Source organism: Rhizobium sp. P1_E1 (assembly GCF_056406015.1).
Genome location: NZ_JBFUAY010000072.1, coordinates 1 through 26,701 on the forward strand (window position 1 = coordinate 1; position 26,701 = coordinate 26,701).

A 26,701-nucleotide genomic window follows, 5' to 3' on the forward strand; every position below is an offset into this window, starting at 1 on the left:
GCCGACGGCAGCGTCAACAGCCATTTCCTGCTGTCGGTCTTCCGCGTCGACGCGGATCGGGACGCGGTGGCGGAAGCCGCCGACGATGCAGCCGCCCTCGGTTGGTACACGGTGGAGCAAATCCGGCGGCTGCCCGTACCGCAGAGCGTACTTGAATGCGCTGAGCGGCTGGCGGGCGGCGAATAGACGTGGAAACTTTCAAGCACGCCTTGTTGCCGTCATGCTCAGCGTATCAACTACGAACATGATTCCCGTTCGACGCGTTTTTCTGTCCCTGCTCGTCCTCGCCGGCCCCACGATGGCGCAGGGCAAGAATACGCCGCCTCCACAGGAGGAGCAGATTGCACCGCCGATCGTGAACGTGCCCTATGACGACAAGCTGGCGCGGTTCGCCGAGGTGCTGGGTTCGGTGCATTATCTCAGAACGCTCTGCAAGGCGCCTGGCGGCGACGAGTGGCGAAACGGCATGCAGCAGCTGCTCGATTCGGAGACCGGCAACGAGCAGCAGCGCAAGGAAAAGCTCACAGCGGCCTTCAATCGCGGCTATCGCGCCTTCGCCTCGGTCTATACGGATTGCACCCCGGCGGCCATCGTGGCAGAAGAGCGCTACCGTAACGAAGGTGCAACACTTGCCACAGAAATTACCTCGCGCTTTGGAAATTGACGTTTAATTAACCTGTTTTCGCATGCGGACGTGTCGTTTTGGGAAAAGGCTGTTAGTGTTGTTAACGGTGCAGTAAGACATGAGAAGTGCTGAGGAAAAAACAATGGAAGCAAGCCTCAACGACATCGACGACATGATCGTCCACGAAAAGATGCAGGCAGCTCTGGAGTACCAGAACGAGGCTTGGGCCGACGGCATGGCCGACGGGATCGAGCCTGAAATCATCGCTGATGCCGCCATTGCACATGCGCTGCGCGAGACGATCAGATTGCATGGGGAAAAGAGCGCCGAAGCCCTGCTGGATTCGCTGCGTGAGCGCATGCTTGCCGGCGAATTCTCCGCGAACCGCACCCTGCAATAATTGTTATCAGAGAGTTTGATGCACACCGGTAAAGAGAAAGTTTCGCGAATTTCGCTCGCGCCGGTGCTGCTTGCGTTCAGCCTCGCCGCCGGCAATGTTTTCATTGCGCCGGCCGCCTACGCGCTTTCCGAACTGCACAACATCCCCGGCCAGGCGGCCAACGAGACGCCGCCCGCACAGGGAAGCGCTCAAGGACAGAGCCAGCCGCAGACCACTCCCGGCGTTCCCATGGCCGATCCGTTGGTCAACAGCCAGAACAATCAGGGTGTCGACAAGACGCCCGGCGCCCAGGATAATTCCAAGCCCACCGAGGTGATCTACGACATCAGCAAGGTGCCAGAGCCGGTTCGCAAGATGCGCGAGCAGATCGTCGAAGCGGCCGCCTCCGGCGATCTCGAACGGCTGCGGCCGCTGATGGGCACCGGCGCCGACCAGACACAGGTGACTGTGGGCGAACCGACTGACGACCCGATCGGCGCGCTGAAGGATCTGTCGGGTGATCCTGATGGCGACGAGATCCTTGCCATCATGCTCGACATCGTCTCGACCGGCTTCGTGCATGTCGGCCAGGGCACAGCAGACGACATGTATGTCTGGCCCTATTTTGCCGAGAAGGACCTGAAGTCGCTGACGCCGCCGGAGCGTGTCGAGCTGCTGCGCATCGTCACGGCCGGCGATCTCTCCGACATGCAGGAGTTCGGCGGATATAATTTCTACCGCCTCGGCATTACGCCTCAGGGCAAATGGAAATTCTTCACAGCGGGTGATTGATGCCCGTCTCGCCTGCGCTTTTCACGTTTCGCATGGCGCTTGCGATCCACCTCATGAAGACATACCTCTGAGCGATGACCAACGCGACAGGTTCCGCCATGCCAGCCGTATTCCTGAATGACCGCTCATTGCTCCYTGTCAGCGGCGCGGAAGCCCAATCCTTCCTGCAGAACCTGATCACCACCGACATCACCTCGCTCGGCGCCGACGAGGCACGGCCCGGGGCACTCTTGACCCCGCAGGGCAAGATCCTGTTCGACTTCATGATCTGGCAGGACGGCGACGGCTACATGATCGAAACCGACGCCGGCCAGCGCGACGGCCTGCTGAAGCGGCTGACAATGTACAAGCTGCGCGCCGCCGTCACACTTGCGACAAGCACTGAAGAGGGCGTCACCGTTTCCTGGAGCGAGGATGCCGAGGGCAGCCAGGGCGTCCGAGACAGCCAAGGCGTCCGAGACAGCCGCTTCGCCAAGGCGGGCGTCACGCTGATCCGCCGGCCCGGCAAACATGGCGATGGCAACGAAGCGCTCTACGACGCACTGCGCATCAGCCACGGCATCGTCACATCAGGATCGGACTTCGCCCTGCAGGACGCCTTCCCGCATGACGTGCTGATGGATTTCAACGGCGGCCTCTCCTTCAGGAAAGGCTGCTATGTCGGGCAGGAGGTCGTCTCGCGCATGCAGCACCGCGGCACTGCCCGCCGGCGCGTCGTCACGGTGTCCGCCGCGACAACCTTGCCGGAGACCGGGACGGAGATCACCGCCGGCGGCAAGCCTGTGGGAACGCTCGGTTCTGTCGAGGGCGGCAGCGGCCTTGCGATCGTGCGCATCGACCGCGCCGGCGCCGCGATGGCGGCAGGTACGCCGCTGCTCGCCGGCGAAACGCCCGTTTCCCTCGTCCTGCCGGCATGGTCCGGCCTTGTCTTTCCCACAAGCGGCGACGAGGCCAGCGCGTGACAACGACGAAAGCTCCGCGTGCCTGGCAACGCATGCTGTCCGGGCGCAGGCTCGACCTGCTCGACCCCTCGCCGCTCGATATCGAACTCATCGACATCGCCCATGGGCTTGCGCGGGTTGCCCGGTGGAACGGCCAGACCTCCGGCGATCATGCTTTTTCGGTGGCGCAACACAGTCTCGTCGTCGAGGATATCTTCCGCCGCTTCAACGATGCGCGGCCGCAGGAGTGCCTGATGGCGCTGCTGCACGACGCACCCGAATATGTGATCGGCGACATGATCTCGCCGTTCAAATCGGTGGTCGGCGGCGGCTACAAGACGGTGGAAAAGCGGCTGGAGGCGGCCGTGCACCTGCGTTTCGGCCTACCGCCGCATCCCTCGCGCGACCTCAAGGACCGGATCAAGAAGGCCGACACCATCGCCGCCTATTTCGAGGCGACCGTGCTTGCCGGTTTCACACCCGCCGAGGCGCAGAAATTCTTCGGCCAGCCGCGCGGCATCAGCAAGGACATGCTGATGATCGAGCCCCTGCCTGCGCTCGAAGCGCAGCGATTGTTCTGCGCGCGCTTCGCGGCGATCGAGGCCGAGCGGGGGATGGTATCGTGAGCTTCATCGTCGTCTCGCCGCTGTCGCGCATCGCGGAAATGGCGGTGCGCCATAAGGCGCGCGATATGATCAGCCTGATCGCCAAGAATCAGGCCTTTCACCGGCCGGGCGTGATTGCGGCCGAACGTCATCTGACACTTGGCATGAACGATATCCTCTTCAAGGGCACCGGCGATCTCGTGGCGCCTGACGAGACGCATGTCCGCGGGATTATCGACTTTGCCGCATCGTGGCAGCAAGAGACGCCGCTGCTCATTCATTGCTGGATGGGCGTGTCGCGATCACCGGCCGCAGCCCTCATCGCCGCGCTGTCGCTGGCACCGGATCAGAGCGATGAAACGCTTGCTCGCCGACTCCGAGCCGCCTCACCTTTCGCGACGCCCAACGCCCGGCTGATCGAGATCGGTGACGCGCTGCTCGGCCGCAGCGGCCGGCTAGTCGCGGCGGTACGGGCAATCGGACGTGGTGCGGATGCCGACGGCAATGCGCCCTTCGTGCTTGCGATCCGGGACGCCGTTGGCGGTTGACGCTGCCGCCAGCCGCTCCATCTAGCCCCCGACCACGCACAATCGACAGGGCCAGATCATGGAACAACAGGCAGCCGATGTACTCCTCGCCACGCAAACGGCACTCAGCCAGGCAAGCGCGCTTGCGGTGCAATATTCCTTCTCCGTCCTCGGGGCGGTGATCCTGCTCGTTCTTGGCTGGGCGCTGGCCGGCTTTACCAGCCGCTGGGCCTATGAAGGCCTGTCGCGCGTTCATGGCATTGACGAGACGCTGGCGCGTTTCTTCACCAATGTGCTGCGCTATGCGCTGCTCATCCTGGTGTTCATCACCGTCCTCGGTCAATTCGGCGTCCAGACCGCCTCGATCATAGCAACCCTCGGCGCAGCGGGCCTGGCGATCGGACTAGCGCTGCAAGGGACGCTTCAGAATATCGCCGCCGGCATTATGCTGCTGATCCTCAGGCCTTTCCGCGTCGGTGAATATATCGAGACCAGCAGCGTGGCCGGCACGGTGCGCGAAATCGGATTGTTTGCAACCGAGCTCAAAACCGGCGACGGGCTCTACCGGTTGGCGCCGAATTCGACGCTCTGGAATACGCCCATTACCAATTTCACCCGCGAGCCCACCCGGCGGAACGAGCTGAAAATCAGCGTCGCCTATGAGGATGACATCGATCTGGCAATGGAGACGCTGATGAACCTTGCCAAAGCCGATTCCAGGGTGCTGACGTCACCGGCACCCAGCGTCTTCATCGACAGCCTCGGTGATGGCACGATCTCCGTCGCGCTGCGCTACTGGGCAAAGACAGGTGACTGGTGGCTGGTCAGCCGTGACATGGTGAAACGCGTGAAACTCGCCTTCGATGACAATCCTGACGCCGTGCCGGATGCTTCAGATGCCGCGCCGGCAAAAAAGTCCAACGGCAAGGCGACGGCCGAAAAACCGACGCCGACGCGGCAGTAAGACATTGCAGCGCCACGGATCTTTTTAAGACCCGTGGCGCTGTGCAGTTTGAATTCCTAATTTTGTCCCTAAATCGATGCCGATCTAAGAGTTGCGCCGTAGCCTATTGGATGACGCCGCAGGAGAGTCTTTCCCCGGCATCACCCGAAGGTTGGCTGCGATAATCATCCGAATTGGCGTGCACCATCAATGCGCGGCCGCGAATGCCGTCAGTCTTGCCGTCGAGCGTGACCATGCCGTCGAAGATCTGTGCCCGCAACCTGCCGTCCTGCCCGACATATTGATTGGGCATATCGCCGGCGTGCGGTCCCTTGGCGGCAAGGATGCCATGCTCGGCCTGATCAGGGTTGAAGTGACCGCCCGCTGATTCGTGATGGGTCGCGGCGTCGCAGCGGCCGGTCTCATGAACATGGAACGCCACCCATTTGTTCGCCGGCAATCCCGATATCTCGACTTCGATCAGGACGCCGCCATTGGCGGCAGCCGTCAGTTGCGCGCGACCGTCCTCCTTGCCGTCCTTGCCGACGAAATTGGCGACCGCCGTTTGCTTGTCCTGAGCGCCTGCCGGCAATGCAACCGCAAGCAGGCTCAAGGTGGCGATAATGCTCATGGCTTTCATGGAGATCTCCTTGCGTCCGGTTGTCCTTCTGAACGTGTCAAACCGGAAGGTGTTCCTGAGCCGCGCGTCCGATAGGACGCGCTAAGGACGCTCCAGCACTTTGCGTGGCGCCTAATCCTTTCCGAAAATCACTCTGATTTTCGGGTTATGCGCAGGAATATCGAACGAGAAAAGCCGGACAACCGGCCGGCTTGCAGATCTTTCGATTTGAGACGCCGCTCAGGCGACGGCGTCGAAATCGAATTGACCGTAGGTCTTGCGGTAGAGATCGTCGGACTGATCGCCTGATGTCGGCGCGGCCTGCTGCAGCGGATAGGGAACGGCGATGCTGCTTGCACTGCCGCCGTCACGGGTGTCCATCATCAGCGCAATCAGGCTGCCGGAAAATTTCGGCTGCGTGTCGCTGGCCTTATCGTCTTCGAGGAGTTCCTTGATGATGCCTGGCTTCTCATCGGCGGCACGTTCGCCGCGGCTGAGTACGCCATCGCCATTGGCATCGAGCCGCGAAAGCGTCGCCAGATATGCGTATGAGGTGTCTGAAACGGATGTGGTGCTGGTCATACAAACCTCCATTCACCGCCTTCTGCCGGTGGTGTTTGCACGCAATACGAACGTTGGAAAATCACTGTTGACTCGGTGGTTAAACTGATTTGCGCAGTGCGTCAATAAGTTGTTAACTTCTCATTAACGATGATTGACAAAAGTTAACGGAACGCCTGAACGCAGGCCTCCGCCAGCGTCAGAAGGCCGCTTTCCTGCGTATTTCAGCTATTTTTCACATATAAAACAAACGTCTAACGCATCGACCCCGCTGCTGCACTGCAACCGAATATTAATCCGGCCCATACAAAATGGACATCACGCATCACCAGCAGGCGTCCAGCGTATAAAAAATCAATCTCTGTATTCATTTTAGAAAGGTCTTTCATGTCCGGCGAAATGAGGCACGTTCATCAAACGAGGACGCTTTCCTCTGCTGTCGTCCCGCGAGACGTATGCACATGAAAGCTGAAGCGCTCTTCTGGCGGCAATGCACCGAGGCCGTCACCGCCGACGGATCGATCGATGCGCAGCGCCTGATGGATCTTGTGATCGCGACCTATCGCGTCCATGAAAGCGACTATGACGAAATCGAGAGAAGCGCGGAAACGCTGCTGAGGGAAAACCATGCGCTGAGGGGCAATATATCAGCCCTCAGCCAGGCGTTCGACGGACAGAAGAAACTCTTCGAAGTCATTCTCAACAACCTGCCGCTCGGTCTCAGCGTCTTCGACGCCGACCAGCGACTGACGCTTTCCAACATCCGCTTCCGTCAGCTCTTCGACCTGACGGACGAAGATGTCATTGCCGGCGCGACAATCGCCGATCTCACGGCTAAAATGCGCGGCACGGAGAGCGCTAGCACCAAACCCGGCCGGCGGACCGGGCGACATTCCTCCGCAACCGCAAGAAGCAATAGCCTCCGTCGGCGCGAATGGTTGATGGACGATGGCCGCATCATCCAGAGCATGGTGACCATCCTTTCCGACGGCAGCAACATTTCCATTCACGCCGACATTACCGAGGATCGAAGGGCGGCCGAACGCATCACCTATCTCGCCCACCACGACCCGCTGACCGGCCTTCCGAACCGCATCCATTTCCGCGAGCAGGTCGATGCGACGCTCGCAGAGCGCAGGCCAGATCAGCGGATTGCCCTCGTTCACCTCAATCTCGACGGTTTCAAATCGATCAACAACACGATGGGCGTTTCGGCCGGCGACAAGATCCTGCAGCAGGTCGCCGAGCGAATCCGAGCCTCGGCCGGTTCGGAAAACACCCTGGCGCGCCTCGGCTCGGACGAATTCGCCATCCTGCAGACGGGCAAGCAGCAGCCGCGGAACGTGACGGCGCTTGCAGAGCAGATCCGCCGTGAGCTTTCCGAACCATTCCTCCACGGCGAGAAACAGCTGGAGCTCAGCGTCTCCATGGGCATCGCAATCGCCCCTGATGATGGTGAGGAAACCGATATCCTGCTGAAAAATGCCGGCGTGGCGCTGTCACATGCCAAGGCGGACGGGCGCAAACGCGAGCGCTTCTTCGCCAGTGAGATGGAAGCGCAGATGCAGTTGCGACACGCGCTGGAGGCAGACCTCCGAACAGCCGTTGAGAAAGAGGAATTCGAGCTGCATTATCAGCCGCTCTATGACCTCTCGCAGCGACGTATCTGCGGCTTCGAAGCGTTGATCCGCTGGAACCATCCGGTCCGAGGCCGCGTTCCGCCGATGGATTTCATTCCGCTGGCAGAGGAGGTCGGCCTCGTCGTCGATATCGGCCGTTGGGTTTTGCGTCGGGCCTGCAACGATGCAGCGCAATGGCCGGAGGGCATCAAGATCGCCGTCAACGTTTCGGCAATCCAATTCAGCAGCAGCGACCTGACGCGAGATGTCAGCGAGGCACTTGCCGCCGCCGCGCTGTCGCCGTCGCGGCTTGAACTCGAAATCACCGAGAGCGTGCTGATGGAAAATCTCAGCGAAGTGCTGCCGATCCTGCATGCGCTGAAGGAGCGCGGCATCCGCATCTCGATGGACGATTTCGGAACCGGCTATTCCTCACTGAGCTATCTCTCGAGCTTCCCCTTCGACAAGATCAAGATCGACAAGTCCTTCGTCAACGACATCGTCGACAACAAGGAAGCGCATGCGATCATGCACGCGATCATCCTGCTCGGCGATGCGCTCGGCATGCGCGTCACCGTCGAGGGCGTCGAGACGGCCGCGCAGCTGGCGCTGCTCGAATGCGAGGAATGCGACGAGATCCAGGGCTATCACATCAGTCCGCCGCGACCGGCGCGTGACGTGCCCCATATTCTCTCCCTGCCGCCGAAGAACGGCGGCGTGACCCAACTTCCTGAAGCCAAGCACTGAGATCCCCCTCGATTGCGACTCGCATGGCAAGCCGCTACAAAATCGGCTGCGATTCCTGAGATCTTCGTTGTCGCATCCTTTTACCGCCCGCATTCAATTCAGCGCCGATCCCCTATCGGCGGAAAACGATCTTCCTCATGACAGGTGGCGCTATGTTCGCGGCTGAAGCCTTCTCCCCATACGAAACGCTTGCGGCGGCGCTGATTGCGCATGCGGCCGATGGCGACGACGGCTCGCACGACCTTGCCCATATTCTGCGCGTCTTCAGAAATGCCATGCGCATCCATGCGGGAGAAGGCGGCGACGGGCGGGTTCTTGCCGCTTCGGTGCTGCTGCATGACTGCGTCGCCGTCGAAAAGAATTCGCCGCTGCGGGCAAAAGCATCGGCTTTGGCGGCGCAGAAGGCATCGGCGATCCTGGCGGAACTCGGCTGGAGCGAGGCGGATATCGAAGCCGCGGCCCACGGAATCACCGCACACAGTTTCTCTGCCGGGGTGGCACCGCAAACGCTGGAGGCGAAGATCCTGCAGGATGCCGACCGGCTGGACGCGATCGGCATGGTCGGCGCCGCCCGCTGCTTCTATATCGCCGGGCGACTGGGATCCGGGCTCTACGATCCATTCGACCCGGCGGCAGCGGACCGCCCGCTTGATGACAAGCGTTATGCCATTGACCATTTCCAGACGAAGCTGTTCAAACTGGCGGAAGGTTTCCAGACCGAGACCGGCCGCAGACTGGCCGCCGCGCGTGATAAAAGCCTGCGCGACTTCCTCTCGGCCTTCATGGACGAAATCTAGGAGCACAAGATGCGTGTCAGCGACCTCTTCATCTACCCGCTCAAGAGCGCCCGCGGCATTGCGCTGCCGGCCGCCGACATTGACGCCTATGGGCTTCCCGGCGACCGGCGGGCGATGATCACCGATGCGCAAGGGCACTTCATCACCCAGCGCGAGTTGCCCGACCTCGCACGCATCGAGGTACGACCGGAGGCGACCGCCTTTCGGCTGCTGATGCAGGGGAAAACGGACATATCGGTAACACCGCCTCAGCCCGAAAACCGCATGGATGTGACCGTGTGGAAATCTGCCGTCAGCGCCGCCGTCGCCGATCCGGAGAGCAACCGGCAGCTTTCCGAATGGCTTGGCCGCGAGGTGCGCCTAGTCTTCTTCGACGGCCAGGCACGGCGGACGGCGAATGCCGAATGGGCCGGCGAAGCCACTCCCGTCACCTTTACCGACGGTTATCAGATCCTGGTGACGACGACGGGCTCGCTGAAGGCATTGAATGCCGATCTCGCCGCCCATGGCGAAGGCAGTGTCGGCATGGAACGCTTCCGTCCGAACATCGTCATCGATACCGACGAGGCCTGGCCGGAGGACCGCTGGGCGGCGATCGAGATCGCCGGCATCCGCTTCGATCTCGTCAAACCCTGCTCCCGCTGCATCATGACGACTCAAGACCAGTTGACCGGGTCCCGCGAGGGACCAAACCCAATGCCGGCCATGGGCCGCATCCGCATGTCCGCCGACCGGCGCGTGCCCGGCCCGCTTTTCGGCTGGAACGCCACGCCGCGCGGCAACGGCAGGATCACGATCGGTGACACCGTCAACATCGTTGAAGAGAGGCCGGAAGGCTGGGCGCTCAAACGTCGAGCTGCAGCCTGAAGCGCATCGCTTCAAACCGGATTCATCCGATGCGCTTTGAGTCTTTGACTTGTGCATGTCGCCCAAAACCGCTGCATGCTTTTTGGGCGACATGTATTGAAACCCTCAGAAGCGATCGAGCGCGGCATCGATCCCCGCCATGACATCGGCTGGCAGTGGTCCCTTCTCCAGCGCGCCGGCATTTTCCTCCACCTGAGCGACAGTGCGGAAGCCCGGAATGGGCAGGGTGCGCGGCGAGCGTGCCCAGAGCCAGGCAAGCGCGCCCTGCGTCAGCGTGCGGCTGCCTGATGTCAGGAGATCGCGGACGGCATCGAGCCGTGCGGCGAATTCCGGGGCCATACGTCCATCCTTGAAATAGACCATCCAATCGAGAGCAGCACCGCGGACATCCCTCGCGCCCACCGCTTTGTCGGCGGTGAACTTGCCGGTCAGCAGCCCCATCGCCAGTGGGCCACGATTGATGGAGATCAGGCCCTTCCCCTCGATCACCGCAATCATCTCCGGCACCGGTTCGAAAACATTCATCGTATGCTGGATCGAGACATAGCCCTGTCGGCCGACATGACGGGCGGCACGATCCGGAAAATCGGTACTCCAGCCGAACGCATCGATCTTGCCTTCGGTGCGAAGCGCCTCCAGCGTATCGAAGACAGCATCCGATTGATCCATCGGAAAATCATTGAGGTGGAACTGCAGGAGATCGAGGCGATCGCGCTTGAGGCGGCGCAACGAGGTCTCGACCGAACGGCGGATGAAGGCCTCGTCGGCAAAGGCGCCGGTTGCCTGCTTGCTTGCCGGATCGGTGGCGAAGCCGAACTTGGTGGCGATGACGATATCGTCGCGATTACCGATCGCCCGGCCGAGCACTTCCTCCGAGTGTCCGGCGCCGTAGTTCGAGGCCGTGTCGAAGAAACGGATGCCGAGTTCGATGGCACGGTGGATCGCCTCCACGGATTCATCGTCGTCGACATCGCCCCAGCCGAGCGGCGTGTCGCCGGCGAAGAAGGGGCCGCCGATCGCCCAGCATCCCATGCCGAGACGCGGAATTTCGCGGCCGTTCCAGAGCGTGATCGTCGTCGGTGATGCGGTCTTGGTCAGCATGGGGTCCTCCTTGATTGGCAATCCTGTGAAGACATAGGAAGCACTCATCAGCAGGTAAACCGCCAAATCCGGAGGATGTTTTGCACCCGTAAAAAACGAGGTCAGGCGGAAATACCGTTCGGGCCGGAAAGCGTCCGCAAGGCTGGATTAAGCGCCTTGAGCGCCGCCTGAACGAAACCGTCGCGGGCAGCTGCCGCCTCGATGCCGCGCGGCTCGTAGACATGACGATGCAGAAAGAACCCTGTCAGGCGGAATGCAGCTGAGAGACTATCAAAGTCGGCTGCATGATTGCCTTCGATGCTGAGGAACGGCGGCAGGAGCAGCATTTTGTCCGCCCAGGGCTCACCCGCGGTGCGGCTGACGGCGCGGCCAGATTTCGGCGAGACATAGACGAGATCGGATCGGGCGCCGGTCGCAGCGCATTCGGCAAGATCGAGGCCGAAGCCGAGATCATTCAGCACAGCAAGCTCGAAACGCACGAAGAGTTCGCCGGCATCGGCCGGATTATGCAGGTGATCGAGGATGACCTCCAGCGCATCGAAGAGGTGTGGATGCGGGTCACGCTCCGGCAGCAGCCGCAGCAGCGCGCCCATCGCCTGGACACCGTAGACGGCGGTCGCCGTTTCCATCAGGCGGGCGGCGCGCAGTGTCACCGGCTCGACGCGGAATTCACCGAGATGTTCGTCAAGCCGGGCACGCCAGTTGACCTCCACGGCATTGCCCGCCTGCAGCACCGGCTGCATGGCGCGCGAGCGGCCGGAACGCACCAGGCCGAGATGGCGGCCGCGATCACGCGTCATCACCTCGGCAATGACGCTCGTCTCGCCGTGGCGCTTGACGCCCAGAATGATCGCCTGGTCCTGCCATTGCATCGAAAGAAGTCCCTGCGGTGACGAATCCATCCTACTGCATAATTCAACGCGTTACAGCGTCCTTTGCGGGTCTGAAAGGCGCGCGGCGCCGTCAGCAAGGCCTGGATTCTGTCATGACCGTGTCAGGCTACAGCCGGGAAAAGCCTCTGCAGGAATTCCCGCATCGCCGTTTCGTCGAACGGCTTTACCAGAAGCGGTATCTGTTGCAGGTCGGGCGGGAAATCGCCGGTATCGGAATAGCCACTGACGAAGCCGAAGGGGATGCCGATATCGAGAAGATGGCGGGCAAATCCGAAACTCATGCCCTCGCCGAGATTGACGTCGAGAAGGGCGAAATCATACGTCTCCGCAGCAATGGCGGCCCTCGCCTGTTCCACACTGCCGACGATATCGATACTCTCGACGCCGGCCAGGCGCAGAATATCCTCCGCCTCCATCGCGATGATCAAACTGTCTTCAAGAACCAGAACACGGATTGCGCTCATGATTCGATGCCCCCCGTCGGGCGCCTGTCGCAGCGCCCCGGCCGTTTCACCAACATCATTGCCCTCCGGTGCCCCGCATGCCACGCTATCGGTGAATTCCGCCACCTTTTCTGAATAAACCATTTTTCTGCCCGGTCGATAAGAATCAAAATCGGAGGAAAGTTGACGGCTCACTTTATTTTCCGTGCTGCTAATGCGCATTTAAAAAAGACATAAGCCGGCCGGTTGGCTACGGCATATTTGTGCAGCCATTCAAAGTGCTACAGCGTCCTTTGCGGCGTCTCGAAAAGACGCGCGGCGCTATAGAGCAATTCCAGTAAGACTGCGCAGTGGTTGGCGTCCGGAATTGCGCCAAACAAGACGGAGCATATCCGTCACCCGGGAGAAATCAGGAATGCTCTAAAGCGCGTCGCAATCCTTCAGATACGCTCCTCGCGCTTTAGCTCTATATTTCCAACGCATGCCGTTATCGCAAAACCGCTGCTTTGCGCGACATGCCTTAGATGAACGGGCGTTTGCCCTCTCCGAGCCCTTCCCAGCCGGCGATCGCCATCAATTCCTCGCCGTTCAGCACCTCGCAGCCACGCTCCTGCCAGCGGATCAACCCACGTTCGCTGAGCTTTTTCAAGGTTTTGTTGGTATGAACGATCGAAAGACCGAGCGTGTCGGCAATGTGCTGCTGGGTGATGGGGATGAATTTTCGGCCGTTGAAGATATTCAGCTTCCGGCCGCGCTCAAACAGGAAAGCGATCAGGTAGGCTGCTCTTTCCAGCGCCGTGCGGCGGCCGATGCTCAAGAGATGCTCATCCAGGATGCGCTCCTCGCGCGCGGCGATCCAGGTAATGTCGAAGGCGAGCGAGGCGTGCTTGTTGTAGAGCGTCATCAGCCTGTCACGCTCGAAGACACAAAGAGAAACGGGAGAAAGCGCTTCGACGGAATGCTGCATCTCGCCGGCGATCGTTCCCTGCAGGCCGATCAGGTCGCCCGGCATGATATAGTTCAGAATCTGGCGGCGCCCGTCCTCCAGCATCTTGTAGCGGAAGCCCCAACCGGCGAGCACCGTGAAGAGATGAGCGCTATGCGCGCCCTCGACGAGGATGGTCGAGCCGGCATCGACGGCAAGCTCACCCCTTTTGAAGCTCGAGACGAATTCCAGCTCGTCGCGGCTGAATTCCCTGAAATGCGGCAGTGGCCGCAAGGGACATTGCTCGCAAGGGGTCTTGAACGAATTGATGGGTCTCGACGTCGCCATACTTGCCCTTGCCGTCGCAAAACCGGCGCGCCAGCAGGGGCCAGCGTCTACCCGATGAAATCCTTGCCATGCTTATTTCGGAAAATCGAGACCCATTTCGCGGAACCGCTCGGGATCATCACCCCAATTCTCGCGAACCTTGACGAACAGGAAGAGATGGACCGGCTGTTCGAGGATCTCCGACAATTCCTTGCGCGACGCAGTCGATATCGCCTTGATGGTTTCACCACCCTTGCCGAGCGCGATCTTCTTCTGACTGTCGCGCTCGAGATAGATCACCTGCTCGATGCGCACCGAGCCGTCCTTACGCTCTTCCCACTTCTCCGTTTCGACATGCGAGGCATAGGGAAGCTCCTGGTGCAGGCGCAGAAACAGTTTCTCGCGGGTGATCTCGGCGGCGAGCTGGCGCATCGGCAGATCGGAGATCTGGTCTTCCGGATAATACCACGGCCCCTCCGGGAGCGTTTTCGCCAAATAGTCCATGAGGTCGTCGCAGCCGGAGCCGTTTTCGGCTGATATCATGAAGGTGCGCTCGAAAGCGATCTTCTCGTTGGCGGCAGCGGCCAGCGCCAGCAGATCCTCACGGTTGACGCGGTCGATCTTGTTGAGCAGCAGGATCTTCGGCTGCCGGACTTCCTTGAGGCCTTCGAGGATGGCTTCGGCATCGCCGCGCAAGCCGCGCTCGCTGTCGATCAGCAGCACGATCAGATCGGCATCCCTCGCACCGCCCCAGGCCGAAGTCACCATGGCGCGGTCAAGCCGACGGCGCGGCTTGAAGATGCCAGGCGTATCCATGAAGACGATCTGGGCGTTGTCGTGGATCGCGATGCCGCGAACGATGGCGCGCGTCGTCTGCACCTTATGGCTGACGATCGAGACCTTGGCGCCGACGAGGCGGTTCACCAGCGTCGACTTGCCGGCATTGGTCGGCCCGATCAGCGCGACGAAGCCCGAATGCGTCGGACCATTGGTTTCTGCGGCAGCCTCGGCCGCGATATCTTCTTCTTGTGTCATTGTCCCGTCAGTTTCCGGCAGACGATTGCTGCCAAATGCCTTCGCGCTCGAGCATCTTCGTTGCCGCGACCTGTTCGGCGGCACGCTTCGACCGCTCTACGCCGGTTTCCGGCTTAATGCCAGCAACTTCCACCGTCACCTTGAAGCGCGGATCATGATCCGGTCCGCTGCGTTCATCAACCCGGTAGATCGGCGTGACGCCGAATTTCGCGTGCGACCATTCCTGCAGCTCGGTCTTGGCGTCGCGCTTAGCGCCATCGGCCCGCACTGCCCTGCCCTGCCAGTAACGCAGAATGAACCGGCGGGCAACTTCGAGGCCGCCGTCGAGATAGATCGCGGCGATCAGGCTTTCGACGACGTCGGCGCGCACGTTCATCATGCGCTTGCCGGTCAACTTCTTCACATCGGCGCCGGTACGGATATAGAGGTGAAGATTGAGTTCGTCGGCAACCGCAGCGCAGGTTTCAGCGCTGACGAGTTGGTTGAGGCGAACCGAGAGCTCGCCTTCTCCCGCCGTCCCGAAGGTGCGAAACAGAAGCTCGGCGATGCAGAGCCCAAGAACTCTGTCGCCGAGGAATTCGAGCCGTTCGTAATTGCCGCCCTTTTCGGTACGGGCGCTGGCATGGGTCAGCGCGCGATCCAGGCGTTCCTTTTCAGCGAAGTCATGACCGATCAGGCCTTCAAGCTTTGCGCGGTCCGCCGCAGAAAGCGTCTGCGCCTTGCTCATTCAACAACCTTGAAGAGGCGGTCCCAACGCATGTTCGTCGGCCACTTCCAGATTTCGCGGAAGGAGGTATCGTTGCCGAGCGAGAAGAAGATAACGCTGGCGCGGCCGACAAGATTTTCGGCGGGCACGAATCCGACGTCGAAGCGGCTGTCGAGCGAGTTGTCGCGGTTATCGCCCATCATGAAATAATGGCCTTCCGGCACGATGAATTCGCGGGTGTTATCGCCGCGCGACACCGGAGACTGATCAAGCGTGTCGTAGGTCTTGCCGTTGTCGAGCGTTTCGCGGAACACCGGCACATCCGCGCCCGGATCAAGCTTGTAATCCGAAGTGAAGCTGCCGTCCGCCACCTTCGGAACCGGCTTGCCGTTGACGTAGAGCACGCCGTCGGTAACCTGGATATGGTCGCCCGGCAGGCCGATGCAGCGCTTGATGTAATCGATCTCGGGGTTTGGCGGGAAGCGGAAGACGACGATGTCGCCACGCTTCGGATCGGCGCCGAACAGGCGGCCGCTGAAGAGATCAGGCGAGAAGGGCAGCGAATATTTCGAATAGCCGTAAGCGAACTTGTTGACGAAGATGTAATCGCCGACCAGCAGCGTCGGCATCATCGAACCGGACGGAATGGTAAAGGGCTGGAATAGCACCGTTCGGATCACCATCGCCAAAATCAGCGCCTGGATGATGACTTTGATATTTTCCCAGAGGGCGTTCGGCTTGGCTTCGACTTTTTCGGACACGCAGTCTTATTCCTTCAAGACGCCGCGGCGGCGCAATTCTTTCTGTCGTTCTCTCTAGCGGCTTCGGCCGGTTGCGGCAATGGCGACAACATCAAAAGCGACGAGAGGTCGCGTCAAACGCTTCCGGGGTCGCGTCAAACGCTTCCGGGGTCGCGATCAACGCTCTCGAGGTCGCGATCAACGCTCCCGAGGTCGCGATCAACGCTCCCGCGGTCACGATCAGAGGCTCTCGGGCAACGCCTCGATAATGACGAAGGCCTGCGCCAAGGGATAATCATCCGTTATTGTCAAATGAATGGCGGGCCTGTGGCCCGCGGGCAGCAGCGATTCGAGGATCAGGGCGGCCGCGCCTGATAAAACCATGGTCGGCTTGCCGCTTGGCAGGTTGACGACGCCCATGTCCTTCCAGAAGACGCCCTGCGCTATGCCGGTGCCGAGCGCCTTGGAACAGGCCTCCTTGGCGGCGAAACGCTTGGCATAAGATTCGGCACGGTTTGCCCGGCGGTCGGAACGCGCGCGCTCGATCTCGGTAAAGCAGCGATGGGTGAAGCGCTCGCCGAAGCGCTCGATGGATTTCTCGATACGGCGAATGTCGATCAGATCGCTGCCAATGCCGATGATCATGCCGGAACCTTCCGTCGCTTAAGAATTCTTGATCGGGTTCATATGCTCGGCATGTCGCCGGCCGGAACGGCAAGGCGCAGGCGCGCCCGCTCCATCAGCCGTATATGGCGGCGCGTCTGAAAACCCTTCACGGTGTAGAATGTCAGCGCATAGAGCGCAACGGAGGTGACGGCCGCCGGCGGAATGGCGCCGACCAGCATTGGCTCCAGCACCGGTTTCCATAGCTCAGTGAAGTTCAGCTTGTGGAAAAGGGCGGCGAGATCCACCGTCTGACCGGCCAGGTGATCCTCGCGGCTCAACAGCAGATGTCCGATCTCCCAGGTGATGCCCCAGATGAAGGGATAGGTCAGCGGATTGCCGAAGGCGGCGCAACCAAGGGCGGCGGCCACCATGCTGCCGGAAAGGAAATAGGTGATCACGAAAGCCATGACGAAATGCACGCCGATGAAAGGCGTCCACGAGACGAAGACACCCGCAGCGACGCCGGCGGCAACCGCATGCGGCGAAGCGCTCAGGCGCAGGACGCGCATTGTCAGGTAACGGATCGGGCGAAGGAAACCCTTGCGAGGCCATAAAAGCTCCCGCATCTTTTCCTTGAATCCCGCAGGTTTGCGACGGCGAAACAACATGGCCGGTATTTAGTGCAGCGCACACCGCCATGACAAGAGCGGCAAATGATACCGCTCGAAAAACAGCCCCTCAGTTCTGTCTGCGAAGAGGAGCTTCTACATGCCGAGGGGCGTCCGTTATGCATAACGTCCCTCACCCGCCTCAAGTATAAAGTTCAGTATCAGCGATTTCGGAACAGACCGCGGTCGACCTGGCGCTGACGAAACTCGAGATCGATACGATCGAGCGAGCCGTTCAAATATGCCATTTCACGTTCCTGCGTGGTCGGAGCGCGAAAGGCGCGAGCGAATTTCTTGATAGGGTCAAACATTACCTTGTCTCATCTTCTGTTTGCGTTTCTAAGACCAGAAGATAGGCTCGGCAAAGGTTAATTACCACCGCCGCAACATGGAGACAGCCATGCGCTGTGCGCATTGCTTGCCTTTTTGATGCGCCACCAAGATCATAAAATGTGCAATTTTTCGTCCAAACCCCTGAAGGGCTTAACAAAAGCTTACTCGTAGAGCCGCCGGACCGTGGCGATGCAATCCAGTTCCTTCATCTGGGCGAGCAACTGATTGAGCTGGCGCAGATCCCAGACCTCGACCTCGAGCATCATTTCGGTGAAATCGGCAGCCACCCGCACTGTGTTCAGCAAGCGGATATTGACGTCGAGGCCTGCGACCGTCTGGGCGACCTTGGCAAGCGTGCCGGGTTCATTCAGCCCATTCACCATGATGCGCGCCATGAAACGCGACTTGTTGGCTTCGTCGAGATCCCAGCGCACGTCGATCCAGCGGTCGGGCTGATCGTCGAAGCGCTGCAGGCTCGGCGACTGGATCGGATAGATGGTGATGCCCTTGCCTTGATCCATGATGCCGACGATGCGATCGCCGGGCACGGCGCCGGTTGGCGCGAACTTGACGTCGACATTGCCGGACAGTCCGCGGATCGGCCCGATATCGGCATCCGCGTCGATTTCCGCATGGCCACCGTCGTGCCCGGCCTTGGTCTTGCCGGGGATCTTGAAGATCATGCCGGCGGCGCTGCGGACGTTGAACCAACCGTCGTCGCCGGAGGGCTTCACGGTGACGCGCTCATCCTGATGATCGGGATAGACGGCGCGCAGCACGTCGAGCGAGGACATCTCGCCGCGACCGACGGCGGCGATCGCATCCTCGACATCCTTCTGGCCAAGACGGTGCAGCGCCGGCTTCATCGCCTCACGCGAGAAGATCTTGCCGGCCCTATTGAAGGTGCGCTCGAGAATGCGGTGACCAAGGCCGGCATATTGCTTGCGGATCGCCATGCGGGTGGCCCGGCGGATGGCGGCGCGCGCCTTGCCGGTCACGACGATTTCCTCCCAGGCGGCGGGCGGAACCTGCACGCCGGAGCGGATGATCTCGACCTCGTCGCCATTTGCAAGCCGCGTCACCAGCGGCATGATGCGGCCGTTGATCTTGGCGCCCACGGTGGTATCGCCGATATTGGTGTGCACCGCATAGGCGAAGTCGATCGGGGTGGCGCCACGCGGCAAGGCAATCAGCTTGCCCTTCGGCGTGAAGCAGAAGACCTGATCCTGGAACAGCTCGAGCTTGGTGTGCTCGAGGAATTCTTCCGGGCTGTCCCCCTCGGCGAGGGCCTCGATCGTATGGCGCAGCCAGGAATAGGCATTGGATTCGCGAGACAGGATGTCGCCATCGGCATTGGTGGCGCCGTCCTTATAGAGTGTGTGGGCGGCGATGCCGAATTCAGCGATTTCGTGCATGCGCTTGGTGCGGATCTGCAGTTCGATGCGCTGGCTGGAAGGACCGACGATGGTGGTGTGCAGCGAACGGTAATCGTTCTGCTTCGGCGTCGAGATATAGTCCTTGAAGCGGCCGGGCACGACGCGCCAGCGCGTGTGGACGATGCCGAGCGCCCGGTAACAGGAAGGGATATCCTCGACGATCAGGCGGAAGCCGTAGACATCGGAAAGCTGCTCGAACGAAAGCGACTTCGACTGCATCTTGCGGAAGACCGAATAGGGCTTCTTCTGCCGGCCCTTGACGTAGGCGCTCGTCAGGCCGCTTGCCACCAGCAGGTCGCGCAGTTCGGCCTCGATCTTCTTGACGATGCCCTCGTTGCGCTTCGAAAGCTCTTCCAGTCTTTTGGTGACGGTCTCATAGGCTTCCGGGTTCATATGCCGGAAGGAAAGCTCCTCGAGTTCCTCGCGCATGTCCTGCATGCCCATGCGGCCGGCGAGCGGCGCATAGATTTCCATCGTCTCCTCGGAAATGCGGGCACGCTTGTCGGCCGACATGTGATCGAGGGTGCGCATATTGTGCAGGCGATCGGCCAGCTTGACGAGCAGCACGCGCACATCGTCGGAAATGGCGAGCAACAGCTTGCGCAGGTTTTCCGCCTGCTTGGCCTTCTTGGTGACGAGATCGAGCTTCTTGATCTTCGTCAGACCCTCGACCAGGCGGCCGATATCCTCGCCGAAGAGTTCATCGATCTCGGCGCGTGTCGCCGTCGTATCCTCGATCGTATCGTGCAGCAGAGCAACCGCGATTGTCGATTCATCGAGGTGCATGTCGGTGAGGATGGCAGCGACCTCGAGCGGATGGGAAATATAGGGATCGCCGCTCGCGCGTTTTTGCTGGCCGTGCTTCTGCATGGCGTAGACATAGGCTTTGTTCAGCAGTGCTTCATTGGCATCGGGCTTGTATTGCTGAACCCGCTCCACGAGCTCGTACTGCCGCATCATTCCAAAGCCACTCCGATAAAAATAAAAGCGCGCCAATCAACGATTGGCGCACACATGGGCAATAATATGCCTAAGCAATAAAGGTGCAAGATTGACGATTGGTAATCGTCGCTCTTTTGCATCGCATGAAGCATTTTTCCGGATCGCATCAATGCGACCGGGAGGATCATACTCAACCGATGCGACCGGGGATCCGGCCGACGCGCTTAGTAGTCGTCGCTCTTTTCCGGCGGCACGAGGCCTTCGATGCCGGCAAGCAGCTCTTCTTCCGACATCTGGTCGAAAGTGATCGTCTCCGGCAGGTCGTCCTGCTCTTCGCTGTCGGCTGCGGCGACACTGCCGGCGGCGATCATGCTTGCCGGATCGGGCTCGGGCTCGTCGACTTCGACATGCTTCTGCAGCGAATGGATCAGATCTTCCTTGAGGTCGTCGGGCGAAAGTGTCTCGTCGGCGATTTCGCGCAGGGCCACAACGGGATTCTTGTCATTGTCACGATCGATGGTGATCGAGGCACCCTGGGAAATCAGCCGGGCGCGGTGGCTGGCGAGCAGAACCAGCTCGAAGCGGTTCTCCACCTTGTCGATGCAATCTTCAACTGTGACACGGGCCATTGCCTGTCCTTTACGGTCGTCATTTCGGGATTAGCACGCCCGATACAATTAAAACCGGGCAAATACAAGTTTTTCATTCCGGCTCCCCTCGTCTTTATCCGCGGCTGAGCTAGATTTCCATGGAGAATGTCATAATTCCACCGAAGGTTGCTTGGAATATGTCGAATCGTGCCCTAAATCTTTCATATATGAATAATTCATAAAGTAAGGATCAAATCGAAATCGAAACACAAGCTATTGTTTTTATTGAAGTTTGGCACCTGCGAATTTCGATTGCTCTCATTGGATTGGTAAGCGATGTTTGACCCACGCGAAAAAATTGCACTCTTCATTGACGGCGCCAACCTCTACGCTGCATCCAAGAGCCTGGGATTTGACATAGATTACCGCAAGCTCTTGAAAGCATTCCAGAAACGCGGATACCTGCTGCGCGCATATTATTATACCGCTCTGATCGAGGATCAGGAGTACTCATCGATCCGGCCTCTGATCGACTGGCTCGATTACAACGGCTACAAAGTCGTCACCAAGCCTGCCAAGGAATTCACAGATTCCATGGGTCGCCGAAAGATCAAAGGCAACATGGACATCGAGCTTGCGATCGACGCGATGGAACAGTCCGAAACGGTCGATCATCTCGTCATCTTCTCGGGCGACGGCGACTTCACGAACCTGGTCGAGGCGTTGCAGCGCAGAGGCCGCAAGGTCTCGGTGATCTCAACCATGGCAACCCAGCCGCCGATGATTGCCGACGACCTGCGCCGTCAGGCCGATCATTTCATCGATCTCTTGTCTCTGAAGGCTGAAATCGGTCGCGATCCCTCGGAGCGGGCGCCACGCCAGGCCGAAGTCGCCCCGGCCAGCGATTTCGAAGACTGATCTCGTCGGGCGTCTCGAAGTCGCGCGATAAGGGCCGGATTGGACTGGTGATCGTCAGCCACGGCGTCGTGGTCAGCCTCTATCCTTCAGCAGGCGGCTCTTCTGCCGATTCCAATCGCGTTCCTTCTCCGACTCGCGCTTGTCGTGCAATTTCTTGCCCTTGGCCAGCGCCAGCTCCATCTTCGCCCGACCGCGATCRTTGAAATAGATCTTCAACGGGATCAGCGTCATGCCTTCGCGGTTGATGGCCGAGCGCAGGCGATGGATTTCACGGCCCGACAGCAGCAGCTTGCGGCGTCGGCGCGGTTCGTGATTGAAGCGGTTGGCTTGCAGATATTCCGGCAAGTAGGAATTGATCAGCCAGATCTCGCCGCCCTCATCCGAGGCGTAGGATTCGGCGATATTGGCCTTGCCTTCGCGCAGCGCCTTGACCTCCGTGCCCATCAGCACGAGGCCGGCCTCGTAGGTATCGATGATCTCGTAGTTGAAGCGGGCCTTGCGGTTTTCGGCCACGACCTTGTTCACCACGCGCTGGCTGCCTTTGGGGGCCATGACGACATTCCAATTTCTTTTTAGGGCGCGAAAAGCCGCGCCCTCATTTCTTGCCCTTTATGTAAGGGAGAGACCCCATCTTGTGAAGAAGGCCGGTCCCGTCAGTTCAAAAGGCCTGCATGGCGCATAGCGGCGTCGATCGCTGATTCCRTTGCCGGCTCCAGCGTCGAAAGCAGCGGCGAGCGGACGTTGCGGCTCATCCGACCAAGCTTGGAGAGCCCGTATTTGGCACCGCAAAGACCCGGCTCAAGGAAGATCGCCTTGTGCAGCGGCATCAGCCGATCCTGAAATTCCAGCGCGCGGGCATAGTCGCCTGCCAGTGTCGCCGCCTGGAAGTCGGCACAGAGGCGCGGGGCGACATTGGCGGTTACCGAAATACAGCCGACACCGCCATGGGCGTTGAAGCCGAGCGCCGTCGCATCCTCTCCGGACAGCTGCCTGAAATCCGTGCCGCAGGTGATGCGCTGTTCGGAGACGCGCTCGATCTTGCCCGTTGCATCCTTGACGCCGACAATATTCTTGTGCGCCTTGGCGAGCGCACCCATCGTTTCCGGCGTCATGTCGACCACCGAGCGGCCGGGGATATTATAGATATAGATCGGCAGATCGACGGCCTCGGCGATGGCTGAAAAATGCGCGATCAAACCCTTCTGCGTCGGCTTGTTGTAATAGGGAGTGACGACCAAAACGGCGTTCGCACCGACCTTTTCGGCATGCTGGGCGAGCTCGATCGCCTCCCGCGTATTGTTCGAGCCGGCGCCGGCCATGACGGGAACGCGCTTTGCGGCAACTTCGATGCAGAGTTCCACCACCCGTTTGTGTTCGGCATGCGACAGCGTCGGGGATTCGCCCGTCGTGCCGACCGGGACGAGACCGGCGCTGCCTTCCTTGATCTGCCAGTCGACATGCGCGGCGAAGCTATCTTCGTCGATCAGTCCGGCATCGGTGAAGGGGGTGACGAGGGCGGGAATGGACCCATTGAACATGCAAAGCTCCTCACGACCAAATCCTTGCTTCGGCCGCATTCCATGAATAAGAGTTGCGCACCATAGAGCGCCGAAATCATCGCGACAAGCGCGTAGAGTTCGGTTTAGGGCAAATTCCGATAGCAGATGTGAATGAATTTTACCTGGTACGGTAAGGTTTCGTTAAGATGCCTCTAGCCTAATGGCAGGGCGTGTTTTCGTTGCGAGATCCCGGATGAAGAAAGCTGTCCTGATTCTGTCCGCCTTCGGCTTTGTTGCCGCCGCGTGGGGCAGTGTTGCGTCGCCGCTTCCCGGCGAGAGCACTCCTATGCCTGATGTCAAGCCGCTCGGCTTCATTCCCGAGACAGCCATACCGGAATCGATGACAACGGGCGCCATTCCGCGCAACCCGGCTATCGCGCCTGTGAGCGGCGACCTGAAAGCCGGCCTGGATGCGCTTTCCGACAAGGACCCGCAACTGGCGCTTTCGATCCGTGACAGCATGCGCGACGCTACGCTCGACCGGCATATCCTCACCTGGGCGATTGCCGTTTCCGGATTGAAGGGCGTTCCCTCCTATGAAATCGCCAGCGCCGCGCAGGAGCTCAAGGGCTGGCCGGGTCTTTCGCGGCTGCGCGCCTATTCCGAGCGCGCGCTCTACGACGAAAATCCCGCCCCTTCCGCCATACTTGCCGCATTCGGCGATACCGCGCCTGAGACGATGCAGGGCGCCGTCATCCTCGGCCGGGCGCTGGTTGCATCAGGCAAGCAGGCGCAGGCGGCAAAACATATCCGCAAAGTCTGGCGAGGAGAGGCTCTCGACAAGGCGACCGAGGACAAGATCCTCGTCGAGTTTTCCGCGCTGTTGACGCCCGCCGACCATAAGGCGCGGATGGACTATCTGATGTATCGCGGCCGGGTGGCGCAGGCCAAGCGCTTCGGCGACATGGGCCAGGCCCAGTCGCTGTACAAGGCCTGGGCTGCCGTTGACGCCAAAGCCGGCAATGCCGGCGCCTTGCTCAACGCCGTCGATGCGAAGTGGCGAGCCGATGCCGGCCTGTTGTTTGCGCGGATCGAATATCTGCGCAAACAGGACAAATATGCCGAGGCGGCAGCACTTCTCGAGCAGATGCCGCCCGAGCGTAGCGAACTCGTCAATTCCGGCGAATGGTGGAACGAGCAACGTATCGTCAGCCGTGGTCTCGTCGACCAGGGACAATTCAAGCCGGCCTATCGCATCGTCGCAAACTACGCCGCAACGAGCCCGACGGATATCGTCGAGGCTGAATTCCACGCCGGATGGTACGCGCTTCGCGGCCTGCAGGACCCGACAACGGCGGAAAAACACTTCCGCAAGATCCTCGATACCTCAAACGGGCCGATCTCGGTCTCACGCGCCTGGTATTGGCTGGGACGCGCAGCGGAGGCCAGAGGCCCCGGCAAATCCAGCGAATTCTATGCGAAGGCCGCGAATTTTCCCGGCACCTTCTATGGCCAGCTCGCGGCGGAAAGGCTGGGGCGAAAGACGCTTAATGTCACCTATCCTGCACCGAGCACGGCTGACCGCCAACGCTTCCAGGCACGCGAAGCCGTGCAGGCGATCGCCCGACTGGAGGCCGCCGGCCATGGATGGCGGGCCGCCATTCTCTATCTGGCGCTCGCCGATCAACTGCAAAGCCCCGGTGAACTGGCTGTCCTTGCGGCACAGGCCGAGCAATCCGGCGATCATCATCTGTCGCTGCAAATCGGCAAGATCGCCTATGGGCGCGGCATCGATGTCGCAGCGCTTGCCTTTCCGATCGGCGTGATCCCGGCGAACGCCAATATATCTGGCTCCGGCAAGGCACTCGCCTATGCCATCGCCCGGCAGGAAAGCGCCTTCAACCCGGCCGCCGTTTCGGCGGCGAATGCGCGCGGCCTGCTGCAGCTCCTGCCCGGCACGGCCCAGGCGGTAGCCAAGCGCAATAACATCGCCTTTTCCAAGGACAAGCTGACGGCCGATGCCGGCTATAACGCGACACTCGGTGCGCATTATCTCGGCGAGCAGATCGACGCCTTCGGCGGTTCCTATATCCTCACCTTCATTGCCTATAATGCCGGGCCGAAGCGGGTGCCGGAATGGATCGGCCGCTACGGCGATCCGCGCGGCAGGCCGATCGACGAGATCGTCGACTGGATCGAGCGCATCCCCTTCCCCGAAACGCGCAACTATGTGCAGCGGGTGATGGAGAATTACGAAGTTTACAAGGCTCGCCTCGGCCAGCCCACCGATATCGAACGTGACCTGATCGGCGGACGCAGCGCCTCCTGAAGCCGTTTGGCGCGGCTTGAAAAGCAAGTTACATCTTCGGGGTCAAACAGGTCTCGAGGGATGTGATGCCGGATACGGATGCAGGTGGTTTCCAGGAGCGATTTTTCACTTCTTCTGATGGGCTGAGGCTTTATGCCCGCGACTACCCACCCGACCAGGCAGCAACTGCCGAATGGCTGCCGGTGATCTGCCTGCCCGGCCTGACCCGCAATACACGGGATTTTCATCCGCTTGCGCTGCTTCTCTCCCGGGATATGACAGCACCGCGCAGGGTGATCGCGCTCGATTCGCGCGGGCGGGGAAACTCGGCATGGGACGACAACAAGGCGAACTACAATCTCGCCGTCGAGGCCGGCGACGTCATTGCCGCCTGCGCAGCGCTTGGCATTGAGCGGGCGATTTTCATCGGCACGTCGCGCGGCGGGCTGATCCTGCATCTGATCGCGGCGACGCGGCCGGATCTTCTCGAAGCCGTCATCCTCAACGATATCGGACCTGTGCTCGAGGCTGAGGGGCTGGCACGGATCCGCGATTACCTCAACAGCGGCAGGAAGCCAGCTGACTGGAACGAGGCAGTCGATCTATTGAAGGAAAATCATGGCGCGTCGTTTACCGCGCTTGCAGAGGAAGACTGGCGCGAGATGGCGCTTGCCCTTTATCGCGAGATCAGCGGAAGGCCGATCGCCGATTTCGACCCGGCGATCGCGGAGGCACTGAAATCGATCGATTTCAGCCAGCCGCTGCCTGATCTCTGGGGGCAATTCGAAAGCCTGAGCCGGCTGCCACTCATGCTGATCCGCGGCGAAAATACGTCGCTGCTTTCACAGGAAAGCGCCGGCGAAATGGCGCGGCGGCATTCGGGCTTGATCCGACATACTGCCGAAGGGCAAGGCCATGCCCCGCTCCTGCATCTCGATAACATCCCCACAGCAATTCGCACTTTTCTCGCCACCTGCCGATAACCTCATCGACACTGGTCAGCTGGCACAACGTGCCAGTCTCGCCCAAATACAAAAAGCCCGGCTCGAGAGCCGGGCTTTCCTGATTGACCGAAGTCAGATCAGATTAGAACGAACGCTGCAGACGGAAGTAGCCCGTCGTGGAGTCGTCAGCATCTTCCGGATCGAGGTACTGAACCGAAGCCTTGGCGTAGAAGTTGTCGACGATCTGGTAATCAACGGTCAGACC

The 26,701-nt window shown here is 60.4% G+C and carries 29 protein-coding genes and 2 pseudogenes; 14 read left to right on the plus strand and 17 right to left on the minus strand.

Annotated elements, in window-relative coordinates:
* The 8 genes and pseudogenes from AC1D1Z_RS21730 to AC1D1Z_RS21765 all read left to right on the plus strand — a co-directional run.
* Window positions 1-186 (plus strand): annotated as a pseudogene (locus AC1D1Z_RS21730) (ADP-ribose pyrophosphatase); the annotation flags it as partial.
* A gap of 34 nt (window positions 187-220) precedes the next feature.
* Window positions 221-664 carry a TIGR02301 family protein gene (locus AC1D1Z_RS21735; protein WP_018447390.1) on the plus strand — a complete coding sequence of 148 codons (444 nt, stop codon included), beginning with the start codon at window positions 221-223 and terminating at the stop codon, window positions 662-664.
* Window positions 665-767: 103 nt separating this feature from the next.
* Window positions 768-1,025 carry a hypothetical protein gene (locus AC1D1Z_RS21740; RefSeq protein WP_003546972.1) on the plus strand — a complete coding sequence of 86 codons (258 nt, stop codon included), beginning with the start codon at window positions 768-770 and terminating at the stop codon, window positions 1,023-1,025.
* An 18-nt stretch (window positions 1,026-1,043) separates the two neighbouring features.
* On the plus strand, window positions 1,044-1,796 hold the full coding sequence (locus AC1D1Z_RS21745) for a hypothetical protein (RefSeq protein ID WP_334543045.1): 753 nt from the start codon (window positions 1,044-1,046) through the stop codon (window positions 1,794-1,796).
* 98 nt (window positions 1,797-1,894) lie between these two features.
* Window positions 1,895-2,758 (plus strand): CAF17-like 4Fe-4S cluster assembly/insertion protein YgfZ, encoded by an 864-nt coding sequence (gene ygfZ, locus AC1D1Z_RS21750; RefSeq protein WP_477851663.1) that lies wholly within the window; start codon window positions 1,895-1,897, stop codon window positions 2,756-2,758.
* Window positions 2,755-3,363: an HD domain-containing protein gene (locus AC1D1Z_RS21755; RefSeq protein ID WP_131702312.1), complete on the plus strand. Its 609-nt coding sequence runs from the start codon at window positions 2,755-2,757 to the stop codon at window positions 3,361-3,363. The genes ygfZ and AC1D1Z_RS21755 overlap by 4 nt, the downstream gene beginning before the upstream one ends.
* A complete protein-coding gene (locus tag AC1D1Z_RS21760; RefSeq protein ID WP_018241410.1) occupies window positions 3,360-3,890 on the plus strand; it encodes a tyrosine phosphatase family protein in 531 nt (176 codons plus the stop codon). The genes AC1D1Z_RS21755 and AC1D1Z_RS21760 overlap by 4 nt, the downstream gene beginning before the upstream one ends.
* Window positions 3,891-3,948: 58 nt before the next feature.
* Window positions 3,949-4,833, plus strand: a complete 885-nt coding sequence (locus tag AC1D1Z_RS21765; RefSeq protein ID WP_018447385.1) for a mechanosensitive ion channel family protein — start codon at window positions 3,949-3,951, stop codon at window positions 4,831-4,833.
* Window positions 4,834-4,936: 103 nt separating this feature from the next.
* On the opposite strand, the gene AC1D1Z_RS21770 is transcribed toward AC1D1Z_RS21765, so the two are convergent.
* A complete protein-coding gene (locus AC1D1Z_RS21770) occupies window positions 4,937-5,452 on the minus strand; it encodes a superoxide dismutase family protein (protein WP_446983296.1) in 516 nt (171 codons plus the stop codon).
* Window positions 5,453-5,671: 219 nt separating this feature from the next.
* The gene (locus tag AC1D1Z_RS21775; protein WP_130652118.1) at window positions 5,672-6,013 is read right to left on the minus strand and encodes a hypothetical protein; all 342 of its coding nucleotides are present in this window, start codon (window positions 6,011-6,013) and stop codon (window positions 5,672-5,674) included.
* 440 nt (window positions 6,014-6,453) lie between these two features.
* Between AC1D1Z_RS21775 and AC1D1Z_RS21780 the strand changes: the two genes are divergently transcribed.
* From AC1D1Z_RS21780 to AC1D1Z_RS21790, 3 genes are all read left to right on the plus strand, one after another.
* The gene (locus AC1D1Z_RS21780) at window positions 6,454-8,358 is read left to right on the plus strand and encodes a putative bifunctional diguanylate cyclase/phosphodiesterase (RefSeq protein WP_446983295.1); all 1,905 of its coding nucleotides are present in this window, start codon (window positions 6,454-6,456) and stop codon (window positions 8,356-8,358) included.
* 137 nt (window positions 8,359-8,495) lie between these two features.
* On the plus strand, window positions 8,496-9,155 hold the full coding sequence (locus tag AC1D1Z_RS21785; RefSeq protein WP_196251440.1) for an HD domain-containing protein: 660 nt from the start codon (window positions 8,496-8,498) through the stop codon (window positions 9,153-9,155).
* 9 nt (window positions 9,156-9,164) lie between these two features.
* Window positions 9,165-10,022, plus strand: coding sequence for an MOSC domain-containing protein (locus AC1D1Z_RS21790; protein WP_018447381.1), 858 nt, complete (start codon window positions 9,165-9,167; stop codon window positions 10,020-10,022).
* A 105-nt stretch (window positions 10,023-10,127) separates the two neighbouring features.
* Here AC1D1Z_RS21790 and AC1D1Z_RS21795 read toward each other — a convergent pair whose 3' ends face one another.
* The 12 genes from AC1D1Z_RS21795 to rpoZ form a co-directional block, all read right to left on the minus strand.
* A complete protein-coding gene (locus tag AC1D1Z_RS21795; RefSeq protein WP_018447380.1) occupies window positions 10,128-11,123 on the minus strand; it encodes an aldo/keto reductase in 996 nt (331 codons plus the stop codon).
* 101 nt (window positions 11,124-11,224) lie between these two features.
* Entirely contained in the window at window positions 11,225-11,995 is a 771-nt protein-coding gene (gene recO, locus AC1D1Z_RS21800) for a DNA repair protein RecO (protein WP_026230827.1), read from the minus strand.
* Between the two features lie 122 nt (window positions 11,996-12,117).
* Window positions 12,118-12,603 (minus strand): response regulator, encoded by a 486-nt coding sequence (locus tag AC1D1Z_RS21805; RefSeq protein WP_018447378.1) that lies wholly within the window; start codon window positions 12,601-12,603, stop codon window positions 12,118-12,120.
* 376 nt (window positions 12,604-12,979) lie between these two features.
* Window positions 12,980-13,732: a Crp/Fnr family transcriptional regulator gene (locus AC1D1Z_RS21810; RefSeq protein WP_020049310.1), complete on the minus strand. Its 753-nt coding sequence runs from the start codon at window positions 13,730-13,732 to the stop codon at window positions 12,980-12,982.
* Between the two features lie 72 nt (window positions 13,733-13,804).
* Complete coding sequence (gene era, locus AC1D1Z_RS21815) at window positions 13,805-14,746, minus strand: GTPase Era (protein ID WP_018070602.1); 942 nt, start codon at window positions 14,744-14,746, stop codon at window positions 13,805-13,807.
* A gap of 7 nt (window positions 14,747-14,753) precedes the next feature.
* A complete protein-coding gene (rnc, locus tag AC1D1Z_RS21820) occupies window positions 14,754-15,473 on the minus strand; it encodes a ribonuclease III (protein WP_003558092.1) in 720 nt (239 codons plus the stop codon).
* The gene (lepB, locus tag AC1D1Z_RS21825; protein WP_018241399.1) at window positions 15,470-16,213 is read right to left on the minus strand and encodes a signal peptidase I; all 744 of its coding nucleotides are present in this window, start codon (window positions 16,211-16,213) and stop codon (window positions 15,470-15,472) included. Before lepB ends, rnc begins: the two co-directional genes overlap by 4 nt.
* A gap of 219 nt (window positions 16,214-16,432) precedes the next feature.
* A complete protein-coding gene (gene acpS, locus AC1D1Z_RS21830; RefSeq protein ID WP_018241398.1) occupies window positions 16,433-16,837 on the minus strand; it encodes a holo-ACP synthase in 405 nt (134 codons plus the stop codon).
* 38 nt (window positions 16,838-16,875) lie between these two features.
* Window positions 16,876-17,466, minus strand: a complete 591-nt coding sequence (locus AC1D1Z_RS21835) for a DUF2062 domain-containing protein (protein ID WP_018241397.1) — start codon at window positions 17,464-17,466, stop codon at window positions 16,876-16,878.
* Window positions 17,467-17,627: 161 nt separating this feature from the next.
* Complete coding sequence (locus tag AC1D1Z_RS21840) at window positions 17,628-17,777, minus strand: DUF3563 family protein (RefSeq protein WP_003558084.1); 150 nt, start codon at window positions 17,775-17,777, stop codon at window positions 17,628-17,630.
* 183 nt (window positions 17,778-17,960) lie between these two features.
* Complete coding sequence (locus tag AC1D1Z_RS21845; RefSeq protein WP_130759550.1) at window positions 17,961-20,195, minus strand: RelA/SpoT family protein; 2,235 nt, start codon at window positions 20,193-20,195, stop codon at window positions 17,961-17,963.
* A gap of 206 nt (window positions 20,196-20,401) precedes the next feature.
* Complete coding sequence (gene rpoZ / locus AC1D1Z_RS21850; RefSeq protein WP_018241396.1) at window positions 20,402-20,806, minus strand: DNA-directed RNA polymerase subunit omega; 405 nt, start codon at window positions 20,804-20,806, stop codon at window positions 20,402-20,404.
* Between the two features lie 297 nt (window positions 20,807-21,103).
* On the opposite strand from rpoZ, the gene AC1D1Z_RS21855 reads away from it, so the two are divergent.
* Window positions 21,104-21,685, plus strand: coding sequence for a LabA-like NYN domain-containing protein (locus AC1D1Z_RS21855; RefSeq protein WP_018241395.1), 582 nt, complete (start codon window positions 21,104-21,106; stop codon window positions 21,683-21,685).
* Window positions 21,686-21,757: 72 nt separating this feature from the next.
* Here AC1D1Z_RS21855 and smpB read toward each other — a convergent pair whose 3' ends face one another.
* Both smpB and dapA read right to left on the minus strand, forming a co-directional pair.
* Entirely contained in the window at window positions 21,758-22,237 is a 480-nt protein-coding gene (gene smpB, locus AC1D1Z_RS21860; protein ID WP_018241394.1) for an SsrA-binding protein SmpB, read from the minus strand.
* A 101-nt stretch (window positions 22,238-22,338) separates the two neighbouring features.
* Window positions 22,339-23,223: a 4-hydroxy-tetrahydrodipicolinate synthase gene (gene dapA, locus AC1D1Z_RS21865; RefSeq protein ID WP_477851662.1), complete on the minus strand. Its 885-nt coding sequence runs from the start codon at window positions 23,221-23,223 to the stop codon at window positions 22,339-22,341.
* A gap of 214 nt (window positions 23,224-23,437) precedes the next feature.
* Between dapA and AC1D1Z_RS21870 the strand changes: the two genes are divergently transcribed.
* Window positions 23,438-25,513, plus strand: a complete 2,076-nt coding sequence (locus AC1D1Z_RS21870; RefSeq protein WP_446983294.1) for a lytic transglycosylase domain-containing protein — start codon at window positions 23,438-23,440, stop codon at window positions 25,511-25,513.
* Between the two features lie 65 nt (window positions 25,514-25,578).
* Window positions 25,579-26,475 carry an alpha/beta fold hydrolase gene (locus AC1D1Z_RS21875; protein WP_446983293.1) on the plus strand — a complete coding sequence of 299 codons (897 nt, stop codon included), beginning with the start codon at window positions 25,579-25,581 and terminating at the stop codon, window positions 26,473-26,475.
* Window positions 26,476-26,578: 103 nt separating this feature from the next.
* Here AC1D1Z_RS21875 and AC1D1Z_RS21880 read toward each other — a convergent pair.
* Window positions 26,579-26,701: pseudogene (locus tag AC1D1Z_RS21880) on the minus strand (porin); the annotation flags it as partial.